The 16484-nt window shown below is 59.0% G+C and carries 13 protein-coding genes; 1 reads left to right on the forward strand and 12 read right to left on the reverse strand.

The features are described from left to right. Positions 1 to 27: 27 nt before the first annotated feature. From HCK86_RS11770 to HCK86_RS11790, 5 genes are all read right to left on the reverse strand, one after another. A complete protein-coding gene (locus tag HCK86_RS11770) occupies positions 28 to 1650 on the reverse strand; it encodes a hypothetical protein (RefSeq protein ID WP_176084666.1) in 1623 nt (540 codons plus the stop codon). 324 nt (positions 1651 to 1974) lie between these two features. Continuing rightward, on the reverse strand, positions 1975 to 2805 hold the full coding sequence (locus HCK86_RS11775; RefSeq protein ID WP_246739563.1) for an ABC transporter permease: 831 nt from the start codon (positions 2803 to 2805) through the stop codon (positions 1975 to 1977). Between the two features lie 5 nt (positions 2806 to 2810). Next, positions 2811 to 3620, reverse strand: coding sequence for an ABC transporter ATP-binding protein (locus HCK86_RS11780; protein WP_176084667.1), 810 nt, complete (start codon positions 3618 to 3620; stop codon positions 2811 to 2813). Positions 3621 to 3623: 3 nt separating this feature from the next. Then, a complete protein-coding gene (locus HCK86_RS11785) occupies positions 3624 to 4619 on the reverse strand; it encodes an ABC transporter substrate-binding protein (protein WP_176084668.1) in 996 nt (331 codons plus the stop codon). Between the two features lie 127 nt (positions 4620 to 4746). Then, a complete protein-coding gene (locus HCK86_RS11790; RefSeq protein WP_176084669.1) occupies positions 4747 to 5685 on the reverse strand; it encodes a LysR family transcriptional regulator in 939 nt (312 codons plus the stop codon). A 198-nt stretch (positions 5686 to 5883) separates the two neighbouring features. On the opposite strand from HCK86_RS11790, the gene HCK86_RS11795 reads away from it, so the two are divergent. Then, positions 5884 to 8097, forward strand: a complete 2214-nt coding sequence (locus HCK86_RS11795; protein ID WP_176084670.1) for an arylsulfatase — start codon at positions 5884 to 5886, stop codon at positions 8095 to 8097. Positions 8098 to 8117: 20 nt separating this feature from the next. On the opposite strand, the gene HCK86_RS11800 is transcribed toward HCK86_RS11795, so the two are convergent. From HCK86_RS11800 to HCK86_RS11830, 7 genes are all read right to left on the reverse strand, one after another. Further along, entirely contained in the window at positions 8118 to 9323 is a 1206-nt protein-coding gene (locus HCK86_RS11800) for a serine hydrolase (protein ID WP_176084671.1), read from the reverse strand. An 81-nt stretch (positions 9324 to 9404) separates the two neighbouring features. Then, entirely contained in the window at positions 9405 to 10433 is a 1029-nt protein-coding gene (locus tag HCK86_RS11805) for an extracellular solute-binding protein (protein ID WP_176084672.1), read from the reverse strand. A gap of 34 nt (positions 10434 to 10467) precedes the next feature. Then, complete coding sequence (locus HCK86_RS11810; protein WP_176084834.1) at positions 10468 to 11268, reverse strand: ABC transporter permease; 801 nt, start codon at positions 11266 to 11268, stop codon at positions 10468 to 10470. 26 nt (positions 11269 to 11294) lie between these two features. Continuing rightward, entirely contained in the window at positions 11295 to 12221 is a 927-nt protein-coding gene (locus HCK86_RS11815) for an ABC transporter permease (RefSeq protein ID WP_176084673.1), read from the reverse strand. Between the two features lie 9 nt (positions 12222 to 12230). Continuing rightward, entirely contained in the window at positions 12231 to 13277 is a 1047-nt protein-coding gene (locus HCK86_RS11820; protein ID WP_176084835.1) for an ABC transporter ATP-binding protein, read from the reverse strand. Positions 13278 to 13449: 172 nt separating this feature from the next. Further along, positions 13450 to 14238 (reverse strand): helix-turn-helix transcriptional regulator, encoded by a 789-nt coding sequence (locus tag HCK86_RS24300; RefSeq protein ID WP_176084674.1) that lies wholly within the window; start codon positions 14236 to 14238, stop codon positions 13450 to 13452. A gap of 260 nt (positions 14239 to 14498) precedes the next feature. Continuing rightward, entirely contained in the window at positions 14499 to 16472 is a 1974-nt protein-coding gene (locus HCK86_RS11830; RefSeq protein ID WP_176084675.1) for a hypothetical protein, read from the reverse strand. Positions 16473 to 16484: the final 12 nt, after the last annotated feature.

The following is a 16484-nucleotide window of genomic DNA, read 5'->3' on the forward strand; positions in this document are numbered from 1 at the left end:
GCGTCCGGACAAAGGCCGACGGTCCGCCTATGTCTGCTTGTCAGTCGCCTGCAGCTGCGCTGCAATCTTCTGCCGTGCCGTCGCAAGGGCGCGATCCAGCACCTGAAGCAGTGCCTGCTGCTGCGCAGATGGGGTCCGGCCGATATGCCCCATGATGCTGTCAAACAGGCGCTCGAAACTTGCCGGGAATGCCCGCTCGCGTGCCGGAACCATGGAAAACAGCTTGTGAAACAAGGCTGTCACATCAGCGTCGCCACCACCACTGGCCCGCCGGCCGGCAGCACTGACAAGGCCATCAAAGGCGTTTCTCGAGAGAAGCTTGTCGACGCCTTTATCAGTGACAGGTAAAAAGTCGGCGATCCGGTTCAGGGTTGCAGCGCTGACGGGAGCCTCCTCCACTGCCGTGACGAGGTCTGTCAGCATGTCAGACAGAACAGGTCTGAAGATGAACGGCTCCGGATCGTTGCCAGCGTCTTCAGAATCGTCAAAATCGCGGACGTAATCTTCCATTTCGTCACAGTCGTCCAGGTCGACCTGCGTTCGACTGTCAAGCTCATCCAGCAAGACGGAGAATGCGCGCTCGCTTTGTTCGGGGGCCGTCTTGAGGCTTTCCTCGGCGAAGATGCGCACGAGACTGCGCATCATGTTCTCATCGGCAAAGTCATCGGCTGTGTTCCTTTCGACGATCATGGTGACAAAGCTGGCGGCAGCCTCTTTCCATGCGGCCTCATTCTGCATGGCGTGAATGTCGCGCAGGAGCATTCTTGCTTCATCCTCGAAGCCGCCTTCGTTTTCACTGATCCCCCAGACAACACCTTTATTATAGATCTTGGCGCGCTTGTCTTCAGGCCAGCGGCGAATGTCTGCCAGCATCGCGGCAAAAGTGGGCACCTGCGCTGCCGGTTGTTGAGTGTTCACCTGGAGCCAGGCATCCATGAGCTCAGAGTACAGAGCGAGCGGGATATCATCATTTTCCGGATCGGAATAAGCGGAAGCCATCAGAGAGCACAGGCCATGTATACCATCGGCAATGATGGTCTCTTCGCCCGGAACAGAGCCAATCTGCTGGCACAGCCGGTTGAGTGTCGCGTTAACTGCGGGGTGCAGCCTGAGATCGGGATGCATCTGGAGCATTTCCCGGATGCCCTGTACCGCCATGCCAAGCACTGCCTGCTTGTCCGCATCGCGCAGACTGGCGAGATCGACAGTGCCCAGCAGCTCCAGCTTTAGCGCTTTTGGCAGTCCGATATCGCGACTACCGAAGAGCCCGGCAACGCTCATCTTTTCGTGTCCAAGTTTCGGAAGCCAGTGGGCGAGGCCATGGAGGACGCGTGACCGCATATCATCTGTCGGGGCCTCGAGGGCATTGATCTCCTCGAAAAAGCGCATGAATTCCTGCGCATCGCCGGTGACAGCCTCCCAATTCGCTGCGATCTCCCGTCTGTACATGGGTGCCGCCTGGGCGAGCAGGCTTCGACCATAGCGCAATTTGGATTCCGTATTGAGGCACCAGAGGTTTCTGATATCCTCGAAATCAAGCCGCCCGGGTTTCAGAAACAGCTCGGGCCTGTCCGATAACAGGATCTGTAGCGACGGATAGGACGACGGCGCGTTTCCGGCTGTGCCATTAGCCTCTTCCGGCAGAGGCATGCTCTGCTCTGCCCCGGCCGCATCATCCAGACCCTGCCGTTTCGCGCCGGGCCCGCCATCGGGTTGTGGAGCGCGTAGCCGAGCGCTTTGCGCCTGCTGACCCCGCAGTGTCATCTCAACGCGTGGGAGCTGCATGTCGGCAACGGATGCGTGAGCTCCTGGCGCTCTCGTGGATGGTTCTCCGATCGGCGCTTTCATTGGCGAATCCTTGCTGCGATTTTTGATTTGCAGCTCAACGGATCACGTTTTCTGGTTGATACGTCTTTCGAAATACTGATAACCGCTCTTGAAGAGGGCCGGCCCTCCCGGCCCGAGCCGGCGCCGTCAGGCGGTGAGGCCCGGATCCCAGCGGATGCTCCACTTTTCGGCAATCGAAACCAGCGCGAAACCGACGATTGCAATTGCCGAGGCTGTCAGGATGCTGGCAAACAGACGGGGCGTATCGAACTCATACATGCTCTGGATGAGCAGGTAGCCAATGCCGTGATTGGCGCCGATCCATTCGCCGACAATGGCGCCAAGCACGCACATCGTCACCGAAATCTTCAGCGCTGAGAAAATATAGGGCAGGGCGCTCTGGATGCGCACGCGCAGAAACGTCTCGCCTTTCGAGGCTGACAGAACATGCATCAGTTCAAGCAGCTGCGGATCGACGGCCCGGAAACCGCGCACGGCATTGACCAGCGTCGGAAAGAAACAGATCAGCGCAGCCACAACGACCTTTGGCTCGAGACCGTTTCCGAGCATGATCTTCAGCACCGGCGCGATTGCAACGATCGGGATTGTCTTGATCAGAATGGCGACGGGATAGAACATTTCCTCGATTATTCGGGCATAGACGAAGGCGGCGGCAACAAGGATTGCAATGACATTGCCAAGCACAAATCCGAGAAAGGCCTCGCTCACGGTCGGAACCGCATTTGCAGCCAGCAGACGGTATGACTGGAAAACCGCGGTCGCCACGTCACTTGGCGCGGGCACAAGATAGATCGGGATCGAAAACAGATCGATCGCCAGCTGCCACAGTCCGAGCAACAGCGCGAAACCGAGCGCACCCATGAAGACGGAGCGATAGGGTTTCAGGAATGCAAGCGAGAAGGCTGCGGTTTTCATCTCCATGGCCCCGGTGACTGCATTGGTGTCAACGTCTTGCATGATCTTCAGCCTTCATCCAGCAATGCGCGCAGTCTGGCAACATAGCCAACCAGTGCGGGCTCATCTTTCAGCTTGAGGTCGCGTTCAGCGCCGAGGTCGATATCGACGATGCCGGCAATGCGTGATGGCCGCCGGCCCATGGCGACAACGCGTTCCGAGAGAAACGCCGCCTCCTGCAACGAGTGGGTGACGAAGACGATCGTCACGCCGCTCTGTTTCCAGATCTTGCGCAATTCGATGTTCAGCATGTCCCGGACAAGCTCGTCGAGCGCACTGAACGGTTCGTCCATCAGCAGGATGCGCGGCCTGGTGACCAGAGCACGTGCAATCGACACACGCTGGCGCATGCCGCCTGAAAGTTCCGCTGGCCTGGCATCGCGGAATGCCTCGAGCTCCACCAGCCGCAGGGCTTCCATCGGCTCCATGGCATGCCTGCCGGCATTTCTGCCGCCGCCGACCCTGAAGGGCAGGGTGACATTTTCCAGCACGGTGGCCCAGGGCATCAGGGCTGGCTGCTGGAACACCATGCTGAAGTCGCGGGCCTTGCGGGCAACCGACGGATGATCGCCCAGAACCCGCACGCGCCCCTCGGACGGCTGGATGATATCGGCAATTGCGCGCAGCAGCGTGGACTTGCCGCAGCCTGAATGGCCGATCAGTGTCAGGAATTCGCCTTCCCTGATATCCAGAGAAATACGGTCAATGGCCCTGACCGTCTTTTCTTTCTCGCCGAAACTGACGGAAAGATCGCTGATCTCTATTGCCAGCTTTGCGGGGGATGGGGACAGGCTTTGTGGCGTTGCGGTCCGAGGCATTGCTTATCTCTTGGTTCGCCCGGCGGCATTAAGAATGGTCGGATCGAAAACGTCATCCGCCGTGATCTGGCTACCAATCTCTCCGATTGCGGCATAAAGGTCGAGTGTCTCTTGCCAGCGCTTAGCACTGACATTGCCGAAGCCGAATTGCTGCGTGTCGTCGTTATAGATGTACCCGCCATCAAGCGTTGCCTTCAGCGATGCAAGTTCCTGATCCGCATTGAGTCCGTCGACCATCGTGGTGACGATGTCGATGGCTTCCTCGGGATGATCGGCGGCATAGTTCCAGCCCTTGTCGAGGGCCGCAAGGAAGGCTGCCAGCATCTGAGGATCGCTCTTGAGCGTCGCCGTTGTGACGATCAGGTAGTTGGACTGGAATTGCAGGCCGTTGTCCCAGACGCTCTGGGTATTATAGCCGCCGGGCCGGCTGGTGAGGGGCGCGAGCGCGGCGACATTTGTTGGCCATTGCGCGACCGCGTCCACCTGTCCCTGCAGAAGGGCGGGCAGCTGGGCCTGGACAAAGGTGATATCATCCGTCGACATGCCGTGATGGTGCAGGATGGCGTTAATCTGCGGCAGGGCGCTCTGGGCGGCGCCGATCCGCTTGCCCTTCCAGTCTTCAATGCTCGTGATATTGCTTTCGGCCAGAGAATAGAAGGTCAGCGGGGCAACCTGGAATGTGGCGGCAAAGGATTTGACCGGCAGTCCCTTGTCCGCGGCATACATGATCTGCGGTGCATAGGCTTCGGCTATTTCTGCCACGCCGCCAAGGACCTCCTGAACGGAATTGGTGCTCGGCCCGCCCGGCAGGATTTCGACCTTCAGACCTTCGTCCGCGAAATATCCCTTGCTGAGGGCGACGAATTCACCTGCATTGCTCGCATTCGGCAGCCAGGCGAGCTGGAGCCGCACGGCCTTGTCCTGAGCGCTGGCGGCGGTTGGCAGTGCGGCAAGCGACAGCAGAGCCGCCGCCGCCATCAGATCGCGACGATTGAGCATGTTCAGTTCCCCTTGTTTTGGCGCCTTTTGAAGCTGCCTTGTTAAGATCAGCTTAGAGAAAGGCCGCCTGTGTCCCCCATATCTTTTTTAGCTGAGGCCATTATTCTTGGCTATGGAGAAAGGTCCTTCATGCTGGCGGCGTCATGGTTGCAACATGTTCGGCAAGCACATCCTCCATGGCTTTCAGAATGCCCCTGTAAGATGAAACACTGTCCAGGCCGGCGCGGTAGACGAACCCCATATCGAAATTGCGGGCGGGCAATGTCGAGGGCAGTTGCACGAGACCTTGGCCGATCCGGTTTCTGGCAATCATGGCCGATTCGAAAAACAGGTACTCACCGGTTCTGGCGAGCTCGACGCTGGCATAGATGGAACTGGTCTCGACCAGAAAGCGCGGCGGCGGCGCGCCGAGTGATTTCATTGCATCGCTGAGGATCTGGATGACATCGCGGGTCGCAACGAATGAGACAAACGGATAGCGCGCGATCTCTTCAGGCCTGGCTGGCCGCTCCAATTTCATCAGTGGATGATCGGGGGAACACATGATGGCGAGGTCGGCCGTTGCCAGTGGCCGGCGGACAAAGCCCGGAAGCTGGTTCTGCCGGATCAGGGCACCTGCGAAAATATCAATGCGACCGACCCTTAGATCCTCGATCATCTGATCAACCGCACCGGTCTGGATCAGCAGCCGGTGATTTGGAAAGCGTTTGTGGTACCGCGGCAATGCCTCGGGGATCACCGTCGAGGTCCAGACCGGTCCGGTCCCCATGCGAATGGTCGCGGCATGCTCGGACAGGAGGTTCTGCATTTCCTGCAGCGCATGCTGATATTCGACGCCGATGGTCTGGGCATGGCGGAAAAACCTCTGACCGGCCTCGGTCAGCTCTGCGCCGCCGGAATGGCGCTCAAACAGCTGAACGCCCAGCAGCTGCTCGAGTTTTCGGATGTTTTTCGACAAGGCAGGCTGCGAAATTCTCAGGCGCCGGGCCGCTTTGGTGATGCCGCGGTCCTCAGCCACGGCGACGAAATGGCGCAGCAACGTCAGGTTCGGCACTTCAAGCGGCATGGGCAATTCCTTCCAAGGGCTGGAGATGGCGCTTCAGCAAAGCCTGGAACCGAAGGCATGGCAAGCATAAAGCCATAACCAAATGGAATTGTTTGCGGTCGTGATTGAATTGGCCCTGAGCCGGTGTCTGCCGAAATGATGAACACAGGGCCGATGACGATTGTCTGTGGTTTCAAGAAATGCATTGCGGAGACCTGCATGACAAGCAAATTCAGGGGCAAACTCGCCCGGACATTCGACAAATCAGAGCCGTGGTGGCCGGAAAACACCCGGCAGGAAAGGCATCCCAACGTCGTCACCGTCATTCTTGATGACACCGGCTGGTCTGACTTCGGCTGTTTCGGATCCGAAATCAGGACGCCGACGATCGATGGGCTGGCTGAGGAAGGTCTGCGTTATTCAAACTTCCATGTCACGCCGCTCTGCTCACCCACCCGCGCCGCGCTGATGACGGGACGGAACCATCACCGGGTCGGCATGCGTTGCCTGGCCGATACCGATACCGGCTTTCCCAACGGTCGCGGTTGCATTCCCGAGGATACGCCGCTGCTGGCGACGCTTTTGCGCGAACGCGGCTATGGAACCTATATGACCGGCAAGTGGCACCTGACGCCTGCCCATGAGATGACACCGGCCGGGCCGTTCACCAACTGGCCGGTCAACCGCGGCTTTGACCGCTACTATGGCTTTCTCGGCGGATGCACGGATCATTACGCACCGGAAATCTGCCAGGACAATCATGCACAGGACCCCGATCTGAAGCCAGGCTATCACCTGACCGAGGATCTCTGCGACCGGGCGATCCAGTATCTGCGCGACCATGTCAGTTTCAGGAAGGACGCGCCCTTCTATCTCAACCTTGCCTTCGGCGCCACGCATGCCCCGATCCAGGTCGAGCGGCGCTATATCGACCCTTACGTTCCAGTTTTTGAAAAGGGCTGGGACAGGACACGCGCCGACCGGCTTGCCCGCCAGAAGGCGCTCGGCATCGTTCCGGAAAACACCGAGCTTGCCGCCCGCAATCCCGAGGTGCCGGCGTGGGATAGTCTGAGCGACGATCAGAAGACGGTCTATACCCGCCTGCAGGCGGCCTATGCTGGCTTCCTTGAGCATGCGGACTCGCATCTTGGCCGGGTTGTCAGCGAGCTGGAGCGGCTTGGGCTACGCGACGATACCATCATCATCGTGATGTCCGACAATGGCGCCAGTCGCGAGGGCGGCGCCGATGGCGCGGTCGATACCAATGCGCCCTATTCGGGCCGGCCCGAAACGGTTGCTGACATGCTGGAAAAGCTCGACAGCATTGGCGGTCCGAACGGTCCCGCGCACTATCCGCAGGGATGGGCCATGGCCGGCAACACGCCGTTCCGCCGATACAAGCAATTTGTCGAGCTCGGCGGCGTGCGCTCGCCGATGGTGGTCAGCTGGCCGAAGGGCATCACGCAGACGGGCGAGGTGCGTGACCAGTTCCTGCATGTCATCGATATCGCGCCAACGCTGCTCGGGCTCTCAGGTGATACGGATGATCTCGATTTCGACGGCAGGAGCTTCAGCCCGACCTTCAACGACAGGGAAAGCACAGCGACACGAGATCTGCAATACTGGGAAATGTTCGGACGCCGGGCGATCTATGCCGATGGCTGGAAGGCGATCGCATCGCATGAAAAGGGCGATGACTATGAGGCCGACCGCTGGAGCCTCTACGACACCCGCTCCGATTTTTCCGAGGCACATGATCTGGCCGGAGAAGAACCCGAGAGGCTGGCGGCGTTGCAGGCCGCCTGGGAGCAGGAAGCATCCAGGAATGATGTCTGGCCGCTCGATGACCGCACGATCGTCGATATCCTGCAGTTCAGACAGCCGAACGGGCTGATGTCGTCTGAAGAGATCACCCTGTTTCCCGGCAAGGGCCACGTACCGCAAATCAGCATGGTGACTGCCACGGAACGGTCGATGGAAATGACCGCGCAATTTAGTCGCGAGATCGGTCCCGATGACAAGGGCGGCGTATTGCTTTCAAGCGGAGACCGTCACGGCGGCTACAGCTTCTATCTTCTCGATGGTGCGCTTCATTTCGAACATGTGCGCGTCGACCAGCGCGTGCGGATCTCCGCCAGGCCGGACCGGCCGTTCCGGCAATGCTCTGCGGTTCTGCATGTGGCGGACGATCAGAGCGCAAGTGTGATTCTCTTTGCAGACCGGAAGCGACTGGGCGAGGGGAAGATTCCTCTGGTTTCGCTTCACCTATCGTTCTGGGGGCTGGATACCGGCCGGGATGCCGGCATTCCGGTGAGCGACCACTATCAGGCACCTTTTGCCTTTGATGACGCTACCCTTGACCGCATTGTGCTGCGCTTCTTTGAAACCCACGCCCCTGAAGAGGTCGCCGCATTGCTGGAGACGACCGAATAGCGCCAAGAAGGGAGCGCCGCTCAGGCGCCTGCTGCTGCAAGCGCGTTGATCAGCGCCAGTGTTTCGGGAACAAAACCGGGCATCAGATAGTCCGGCCAGCTCGAAAGCTTGACGGCGAGCAGGCCCCGGGCCGGATCAATATAGATGAGCTGGCCAAACACGCCGCGGGCCATATAGTCGCCGCGGCGTGCATCATGAACCCACCATTGGCGTGAATAGCAGCCATCCGGCGACAAATCGGTGTAAGGCGCGCCGAAGGCGTGCGGATCGCCGTGCCGTATGGCCGTGATCCAGTCCGGGGGAACCACCTGGTCATCGCCGACACGGCCATTGTTGAGCATCATCTCGCCGAAGCGGGCAAAGTCGCGCAAGGTGGCGCAGAAGCCGCCGTCGGCAAGCACGGTTCCGGCGCTGTCGACCGTGAAGAAGGCGTCGTTCTCCGCCCCGATCCGCCTCCAAATCCTTTCCGACAGGAGGTCTGCCAGCGAACGGTCTGCGGCGCGTTCGATCACCCAGGCCAGGACATCGGTTTCAATCGAACGATAGGAAAAGGCGCCACCATGGGGCCGTTCCTGCGGCAGGGTGAGGATGAGATCACGGATGGTGCACCGCTCGCCGGTCGCCGGTCGCCAGCCGCTGGCGACATCCAGCCGGGTCATGTCGGAGGCCGGATGACCGTAATCCTCGCTGAAACGCACGCCTGAGCGCATGTCGAGAAGATCGGCAAGCCTGGCCGTGCCATAACCGCAACCCGCAAGTTCCGGGACGTAACGGACAAGCGGGGCATCAAGCGCCAGCAAACCTTCGCCGACGAGGATCCCGGCCAAAGTGCCGATCAGCGATTTCGAGACCGACTGCGCCAGATGCGGTGTGTAAGGCGTCATCGCATTGCCGTAGAATTCCAGCAGCGTGTCTCCGCCGATGCGGATCAGAAATCCGTCGGTATAGGTTTGCAGCAGCGATTGCCGGACGCTCTTGTCTTTGCCTTCTGGTGTCGCAAATCGCAGATCAAGAACGGCCGGATCGTTCTTGCCCGAAACCGGCACGACGCCTGTGCCACGGCGGACATCCACGGTTGGAAAGAGGCTGCGCATATTCTGGAAGGACCAGCGATTGAACGGCGGCAGATCCCAGTTGTTCAGCGTCGGACACTTTTCCGGCGGCGGTGGAAAGCCACACATAATGCCGAGTTCGCGATAATCGCGCGGTCGGATAAAGCCGGTCATGCCTACCTCGGATAAAACGGAATGCGAACGATCGATGCGGGAAATGTGGCCGGCCGGCCGCTGCCGCCGGCCACAGGTCGATTATTGTTTCAGCCGGGTCCAGATCTTGTTGTAATAGTCGACCACCTGTTTGGAGCATGGCGGCACGAATTCCGGTGTTGGCGCATCTTCCGGCATGACGATCTCCGGCGCGTCGATCATGTCCGGATTCATGAATTTCTCACTGCCGGCAATACCATTGGCATAGCCGGCGAAATTGGAAATCAGCGCCGCGTTTTCCGGCGCCATGATGAAGTTGATGAACAGTTTGGCATTGTCCATGTTCGGCGCATCCTTCAGCACGGCAACATTGTCCATGAAGCCGGTGAAACCTTCCTTCGGATAGGCATAGACCAGCGTCGGACGCTGTTTGCGCGCGCGCATGGCCGCCCCGTTCCAACTTTGCGACAGATCGACATCGCCTGAGGTCAGCTTCTCGATCGTGGCGTAGTCCATCGTCCGCCAGCCTTCCTTCGCCTTGACCAGCATCTCGGTCAGCGTCCGCAACTGGTCAGGATTGTCGTTGCAGCGCGGATAATCGAGGTAGCGCAGCCCGGCATTGATCACGTCATTCATGTCGTTGAGCATGTTGATGCGACCGACCAGTTCCGGCGGCGGATCGAACATCAGGGAAAGCGTGTTGACATCGCCCTTATAGACCTCGCCGTCGACGGTAAAGGAGGTCGTGCCCCATTGCCACGGAACCGAATAGTGACGGCCCTCGTCCCACCAGACATTGACCCATTCCGGGACCATGTTGTTGAAATTCTCCATCTGGTCCGGCTCGATCTTCGCCAGAAGACCCTGCTCGATCATGATCTTGACCATGTAATCCCCAGGCATGACTACGTCATAACCGGTTCCGCCTTCCTGGACCTTGGCGAGCAAGGTCTCGTTGGAATCGTAACCGTCAATGGTCACGTCGATCCCGTAGGTCTTTTCGAATTTTTCGATCAGTTCCGGGCTGGTGTAATTGCCCCAGTTGTAGATGTTGAGCTTTCCCTCCGCGAAGGCCGTTGCGGTACTTGCGGCCAGCATGGCCGCGCTCAGTGCAAGGATATGCGTTTTCATTCTGGTTCCCCTTTTTCCCCTGGTGGACATGAATTCAGCGGCGCCTGCGGGTCAGCAGAGACAGAAGCGCGACCAGCAGCACGGACAAGACGAGAAGAATGGTTGAAACGGCATTGATTTCCGGGGTGACCCCGCGGCGGATCTGGCCGAGAATGTAAAGCGGCAGCGTCGTTTCGCCCGGCCCGGCCACCATCAGGGTGATGATCACGTCATCCAGCGAAACAACGAAGGCAAGCATTGCGCCCGAAATGATCCCCGGCATCATCAGTGGCAGCGTGATCCGGCGGAACACCTGAAACGGTGAGGCATAGAGATCGGCGGCAGCCTGTTCGAGCGACAGCGACATGTCCTCAAGCCGCGCCCGGATCGTCATGAAGGCGAAGGGAATGCAAAAGACGGTGTGGGCCGCAATCAGATAGCCGATGCCGTGAATGCCGGTGAACCTGCGAATGATCGCGAAAAAGGAAAGCGTCGCGACGGCGGTGACAATTTCGGGAATGACCAGCGGCTGATTGATCACCGCCAGAACCAGCCATTGATGGCGCAGGGCCTGCCTGCGGGTGACGGCCAGGGCTGCCATGGTGGCTACTGTCGTGGCGACAGCGGTTGCAACAAGCGCAACGGTGAGTGAGACGAGAGCGGCATCGCGTATGCCCTCGTTTTGAAATGCCTGCGCATACCACTTCAGGCTGAACCCGGTCCAGCGGACCACCGAGCGGTTTTCGTTGAACGAAAACAGCACGAGAATGATAACGGGCAGGTAGAGAAAGGCGATGCAGAACGCGGCGATCGCCGAGAAACCCGGCTGATGGCGAAGATCGAAACGCCGGCGCAGCATTGGTGCTAAAAGCGGGCGATCTCTCATCGTGAAACCGCCCCCCGGCGCGCGATCATCGCCGACAGTGTCAGCGCCAGCATGACAAGCGCCATCAGGATCAGTGCCGCGGCGGCCCCAAAGGGCCAGTTGCGGGCGCTGCCGAATTGCAGCGCGATCAGGTTGCCGATCATCAGCTTCTTGCCGCCGCCGAGCAATTCCGGCGTCAGATAGGCCCCGAGCGCGGGGACAAAGACCAGCGTGCAGCCGGCGATGATCCCCGGGCGACTGAGCGGCAGGATGATGCGTCTGAGAACCTGGAATCGGCTGGCATAAAGATCATAGGCCGCCTCGACGATACGAAAATCCAGCTTCTCCAGCGAGGCATAGACCGGCAGGACCATGAAGGGCAGGAAACTGTAGATCAGCCCGACGAATACGGCGCCGTCGGTATAAAGCAGACCGAGCGGCCTTTCGATCAGACCGGTGCGCATGAGCGCGATATTGATCAGCCCCTCATCCCTGAGGATCAGCAGCACCGCATAGGTTCGGATCAGGAGGTTGGTCCAGAAGGGCAGCGTAATCAGGAACAGCCACACATTGCGCTGGCGTTCGGGTCGGGTGGCGATGAAATAGGCGGTCGGATAACCGAAAGCCAGTGCCCCGATCGTGGCGATGAGCGCCAGGCCGATGGAACGGGCAAAAATGGCCAGATAGGCTGTGTTGAACCGCAGTGTGTCGTCGAACAGGTCCCGCTCAAACAGGAACTGGACATAGGCTGCGCCGGAAAATCGCCATTCCACACCGCCATAGCTGCCCGGCGCAAGACAGGAATAGATGACGGCAATCGATAGCGGCAGCAGACCGACAACACCGATGATTGTCAGGGTCGGGGCAAGAAGCAGCCATCGGCGGCCTGTCGCCTCGCGGCGCTGTGGCCTTCCTGTGGTGACGGGGAGCGGTGCGTTTTCCATTGGGCTGGCCTAATCCTGCACGTGCCGAAGGTGATCGGCCGGCAGGCCGACGAACACCGGCACACCATTTTCCGGCGGTCGCCCTGTCAGGCGGGCGGTAATGACCGTACCGCCGTCGAGGCCGACCGTGACATTCGAGCCGGCGCCGAAATAGGTCACATCCTTTACCGTGCCGGGCCAAGAGCCCTCCGTTGGATCGGATCGCAAAACGACATGCTCGGGCCGGATTGCAAGTGTCAGCCGATTGCCAGGCTGTACCCCGCCGAAAACGGACAGGCTCACGAGCCCGCCACCTTTGATGCGCAGCATCGCCTGGTGTCCGTTCGTGCTGATGACCGTGGCGTCGAGGAAGTTGCTCTCACCGATGAAATCGGCAACGAAGCGGTCAGCTGGCGCGTCGTAGATCTCGGCCGGCGTGCCGGTTTGCAGGATTTTTCCGGCATTCATGACGGCGATGCGATCCGACATGGCGAGCGCCTCTTCCTGGTCATGGGTGACGAAAATGAAGGTTATCCCGGTTTCTTCCTGCAGTTTCTTCAGCTCGCTTTGCATTTCCTTGCGCAGCTTGTAGTCAAGCGCGGACAGTGGCTCGTCAAGCAACAGCACTTTCGGCGATGGTGCCAGCGCCCGGGCCAAGGCAATGCGCTGCTGCTGACCGCCCGAAAGCGCCGCGGGCCTGCGCCCCGCCAGATGCTCCATCTTCACCAGCTTCAGCATCCTCGTCACCGTATCGGCAATCTCGCTGCGTGGGCGGCCAAGCATCGAAAGCCCGAAGCCGATATTTTCGGCAACACTCATATGCGGAAACAGGGCATAGTTCTGGAACACGGTGTTGACCGGTCGCCGGTTCGGCGCCAGGCCGGAGATTTCCGCGCCATCGAGGTACAAGAGACCGTCATCGGGCATTTCAAAGCCGGCGATCAGGCGCAGCAGGGTTGTCTTGCCGCAGCCGGAGGGACCGAGCAGGGTGAAGAATTCATTCTCACGAATGGCGATATCGACCCCTTTCAGCGCGGTGAAATCGCCGAAAGACTTGAACAATGCCCGGGCCGCAATAACCGGTCCGGCCTTGCCGTGATCTGAGACTTTGCGTGCGTTGTCGTGCAAAAGGCCGTTCCCGCGTTCCCCGCCATCCTTGAACGGATGGTCGATGCTGAAGTAAGGTTAGGCGCGCGGCCTGATGCCCGTAAATATCCCCAAGGGGATAGAAACGGCGAAAGAGACTGGTTCAGGCACCGCGGATAAGCCTTGCCGTCTTGTGAAGAAAGAGGTGATAGAGCTCGCCCTGTGAGGAAATGCCCAGTTTGCGGTAGAGATTCTTGCGGTGAATCTTCACTGTCCCGGCGGTGATTCCGGTCGTGAGCGCAATCGAACCGGTGGAATGGCCCTTGAGAATAAGGGCAGCGATTTCCCGTTCCCGGCCAGTGAGATTGGCGGCAAATTCGGTCATGGCGCCGTCGATATCGGGTGCTTCGGACTGTGACGGGAAAGGCGATATCGGCTGCCGGCTGAAATGCCGGAGGCAGAGCGCCCTGAGAACCGGCATGTTGCGTTTGAGGATCGCGACGTTTGCAGCGTCGAAAACCGGTTCGTCCAGCATGCGGCCGAGCGACCAGAACAGGTTTCGCCGCTGACCAAGGTCGATAAAGATCGCCAGCTCATCGCTGAGCCGCAACGTGCTGTAATAGGTTTCGAAATAGGTCGACTGGTGAAATCGGTCGGGCGCGACATCGTCGAGCCGCAAAACATCGGTTGGCGAGAACGCCTGGCAGTAGACAAAGAACGGATCGAGCAGGTAGGCACCGTCGAAATAACGATCAATGACCGGAATGCGCCGGTCGTTACGGACATTGTCATAGACGTGATGAATGCGCCGGCTGTCCTCGATCATCACGAGGAAGCACCCCCCGAAATCGGCCAGCTGCCGCAGATAGTCGATCATCGCTTCTATGAAATGCGCCGTGCCGATATTCTCGATCACGGCCCCCAGGGCAGCTTCTGTCGTTGCATGCGTCACCTTGCTGTCTCTCCGCCCCCGGGCTGCGGCACATCGGCAGCCCATTGCAACAGACCGGCATCCCCGAAGAGATCAATCCCGCTTTGCGCAATGCGGCAAAGATATCGCGGGAAATGGCTCTGTTACAAGACATCTGCCCCGATCACGCGGGCGCCCTGAACAGGCAGACGAAGGAACGTCTCGTCTTTCGAAGCTGACAGCGCCACAATGATGGCAATGTCGGAAATGCAGCGGCCGCTTCATCAGCCGACGCGTCATCGTCAATCCGGTGTTGTTGCGGGTCCGCTCAATGCATCGAGGCGAGCAAGTGTATTGATGGCTAATGGCCGCACGTCCTCCGCTCCGCTCCGCGTGGCCCTGCTCAGGGCGTGGCGCAGTCTCGGCGCATAATTTCGCGCACCATCGAGAATCTTTTCCGCGCTTCCGGAATGTTTCAACAGGTTTCGAAATACGATTATCGTGTCGAACAGCGTGTTCGTAGGGCGCGGTCTGTTGTCTGACTGTCCCACTTCGAACTCTGGTTTACTGAGGTTGCGCATCAGGGAATTGAACATCCCTGGCACTTGCAGCAAGGCAACACAATTGTCCCTATCATACGACAGGATCCCCAATATTTGGCAGGCCGTCAACGAAAAGTCGCTGTTTCTGTCACCAAGACTGTCGCGCAGGGCTTCAGCAAGTCCCGGCACATTCATGATCGGTCGCTGATTTGCCCGATATATCGCTAGCTTCAGCAATAAAATCATGGCGTCACAACGATTTTTGTCTTCTTTGGGATTGCCATTGCCATGATCGAGGAGATTGTCCCGCAATCCCTCGAGAAATCCCGGCATGCCAACCAATTTTTCCGTGTCTTCCTCAGATTCTGCCAGCTGGCGGATTAACGTGATCGCTTTGCTTAAGATGTTTGGATTGTCATCGTGAAGCTTGTCGAAGACTGCGGTGACTATGCCGTCCATTTCCAGCAGGCGAGGGCGATTTTGAGGCTGACCTGCGACTATGCTGATCAGATCCAGCGCGTGCGCTATCGACTCAACATTGCCGTTATTGATACAGTCGGCCAGGGTCTGCGGAAATTCTGGAAGCGCCATCATCCTTTGCTCACAGGCGGGGTTCATGACAAGCAGAGTTAAGGCTTGTATCGCATTGTCCAATGCATTCTGGCCATCTGGATTCGAACTTCGGTTGTCCTTGATGCATTCGAATAGTGTCTCGACTATGCCGTCTTCCCGCGCCAGGCGCGCGCCACTGCCGCCGCATTCTGCCAATTCTCTCATGATGTAGGCTGCGCGGGAACGAAGTCCATCGTCCAGATCCAGTGAAAGTTTGGCGGCAATCGACTTGGCTAGCCCCGGCGTCTCGCTTAAATTTGCCATTCTGCCCCACTCCCCGATCAAATTTGAAATTATATCGAGGACTGAACTGGCAAGAGCCGCGTCGTTTTCGTCGAGAACGTCGCGCAATGTTGTGAGAACGTAAGGCGTTTCGGCGAGCTGCTGCTTGCCATCCCGGTCCCGCGCCAGCTTTTCCAAACAATCTGCTGCCAGTTGCCTGTGTTGCGGGGCTGCGTCATGGAGAATGTCAGACAAAATCTCTGGAAGCCGCGGTACAGCCATCAGCCGAGACCTGTTCGCGGCGACCTCCGTCAGCGCCTCCAGCGTTTCAAGGGGAAGTGTCCCGAGTTCGCGATCGTCCAGCACGCTGACGAGTGCTTCGGAAACCCCCGGTACACCCATAAAGGGGATAGCGGTACCGCAGATGTAGTGCCACTTGAACAGCAGAAGACATGAATCAGCGCGGACGCCAGGGTCATTGCTGCCAAGATTTTTACCCACCGTTTCAGCAAGGCGCATGATCTTCGCCTTTGCGGACGGCTCGGCGAGAAAGACCGCCGTTTCAAAGGATCTCTGCCGTTCCTGGGGAACGGAGCAGGAGAGCCTGGCAGCCAAACCGTCGAGACTGGCCAACTGATCTTTGCTCAGTTCGGTGCTGGCTGGTCGCCGGATAGTCTGGGCGAAAACCGCAGAAGCGGATTGTTCTGATGCTGTTGGTTTCGGTGCATGCGCCGCGGCGGTTGAAGACGGGACAGCTTCGACCGGACGAGAGATAGAGTGTTCTTGTGTTCCAAAATGATAATTGCAGACACGGAACGGACAGCGCCGCCACGTGAAGACAACGCCAGACCGCATGTCATTCGATCGTTGGCGGCGAATGCGGATAGCCGATATCGGCATCGCCGGAATCCA

This window comes from Martelella sp. HB161492, from assembly GCF_013184775.1.
In the GTDB taxonomy this organism is placed as follows: domain Bacteria; phylum Pseudomonadota; class Alphaproteobacteria; order Rhizobiales; family Rhizobiaceae; genus Martelella.

What these genes read in the sequence shown, in the direction of transcription:
- HCK86_RS11795 (WP_176084670.1), top strand. Translation starts at nt 5,884, where the DNA reads ATGACAAGCAAATTCAGGGGCAAACTCGCCCGGACATTCGACAAATCA.
- HCK86_RS11805 (WP_176084672.1), bottom strand. Translation starts at nt 10,433, where the DNA reads ATGAAAACGCATATCCTTGCACTGAGCGCGGCCATGCTGGCCGCAAGT.
- HCK86_RS11800 (WP_176084671.1), bottom strand. Translation starts at nt 9,323, where the DNA reads ATGACCGGCTTTATCCGACCGCGCGATTATCGCGAACTCGGCATTATG.
- HCK86_RS11770 (WP_176084666.1), bottom strand. Translation starts at nt 1,650, where the DNA reads ATGCCTCTGCCGGAAGAGGCTAATGGCACAGCCGGAAACGCGCCGTCG.
- HCK86_RS11790 (WP_176084669.1), bottom strand. Translation starts at nt 5,685, where the DNA reads ATGCCGCTTGAAGTGCCGAACCTGACGTTGCTGCGCCATTTCGTCGCC.
- HCK86_RS11815 (WP_176084673.1), bottom strand. Translation starts at nt 12,221, where the DNA reads ATGGAAAACGCACCGCTCCCCGTCACCACAGGAAGGCCACAGCGCCGC.
- HCK86_RS11780 (WP_176084667.1), bottom strand. Translation starts at nt 3,620, where the DNA reads ATGCCTCGGACCGCAACGCCACAAAGCCTGTCCCCATCCCCCGCAAAG.
- HCK86_RS11785 (WP_176084668.1), bottom strand. Translation starts at nt 4,619, where the DNA reads ATGCTCAATCGTCGCGATCTGATGGCGGCGGCGGCTCTGCTGTCGCTT.
- HCK86_RS11775 (WP_246739563.1), bottom strand. Translation starts at nt 2,805, where the DNA reads ATGCAAGACGTTGACACCAATGCAGTCACCGGGGCCATGGAGATGAAA.
- HCK86_RS11830 (WP_176084675.1), bottom strand. Translation starts at nt 16,472, where the DNA reads ATGCCGATATCGGCTATCCGCATTCGCCGCCAACGATCGAATGACATG.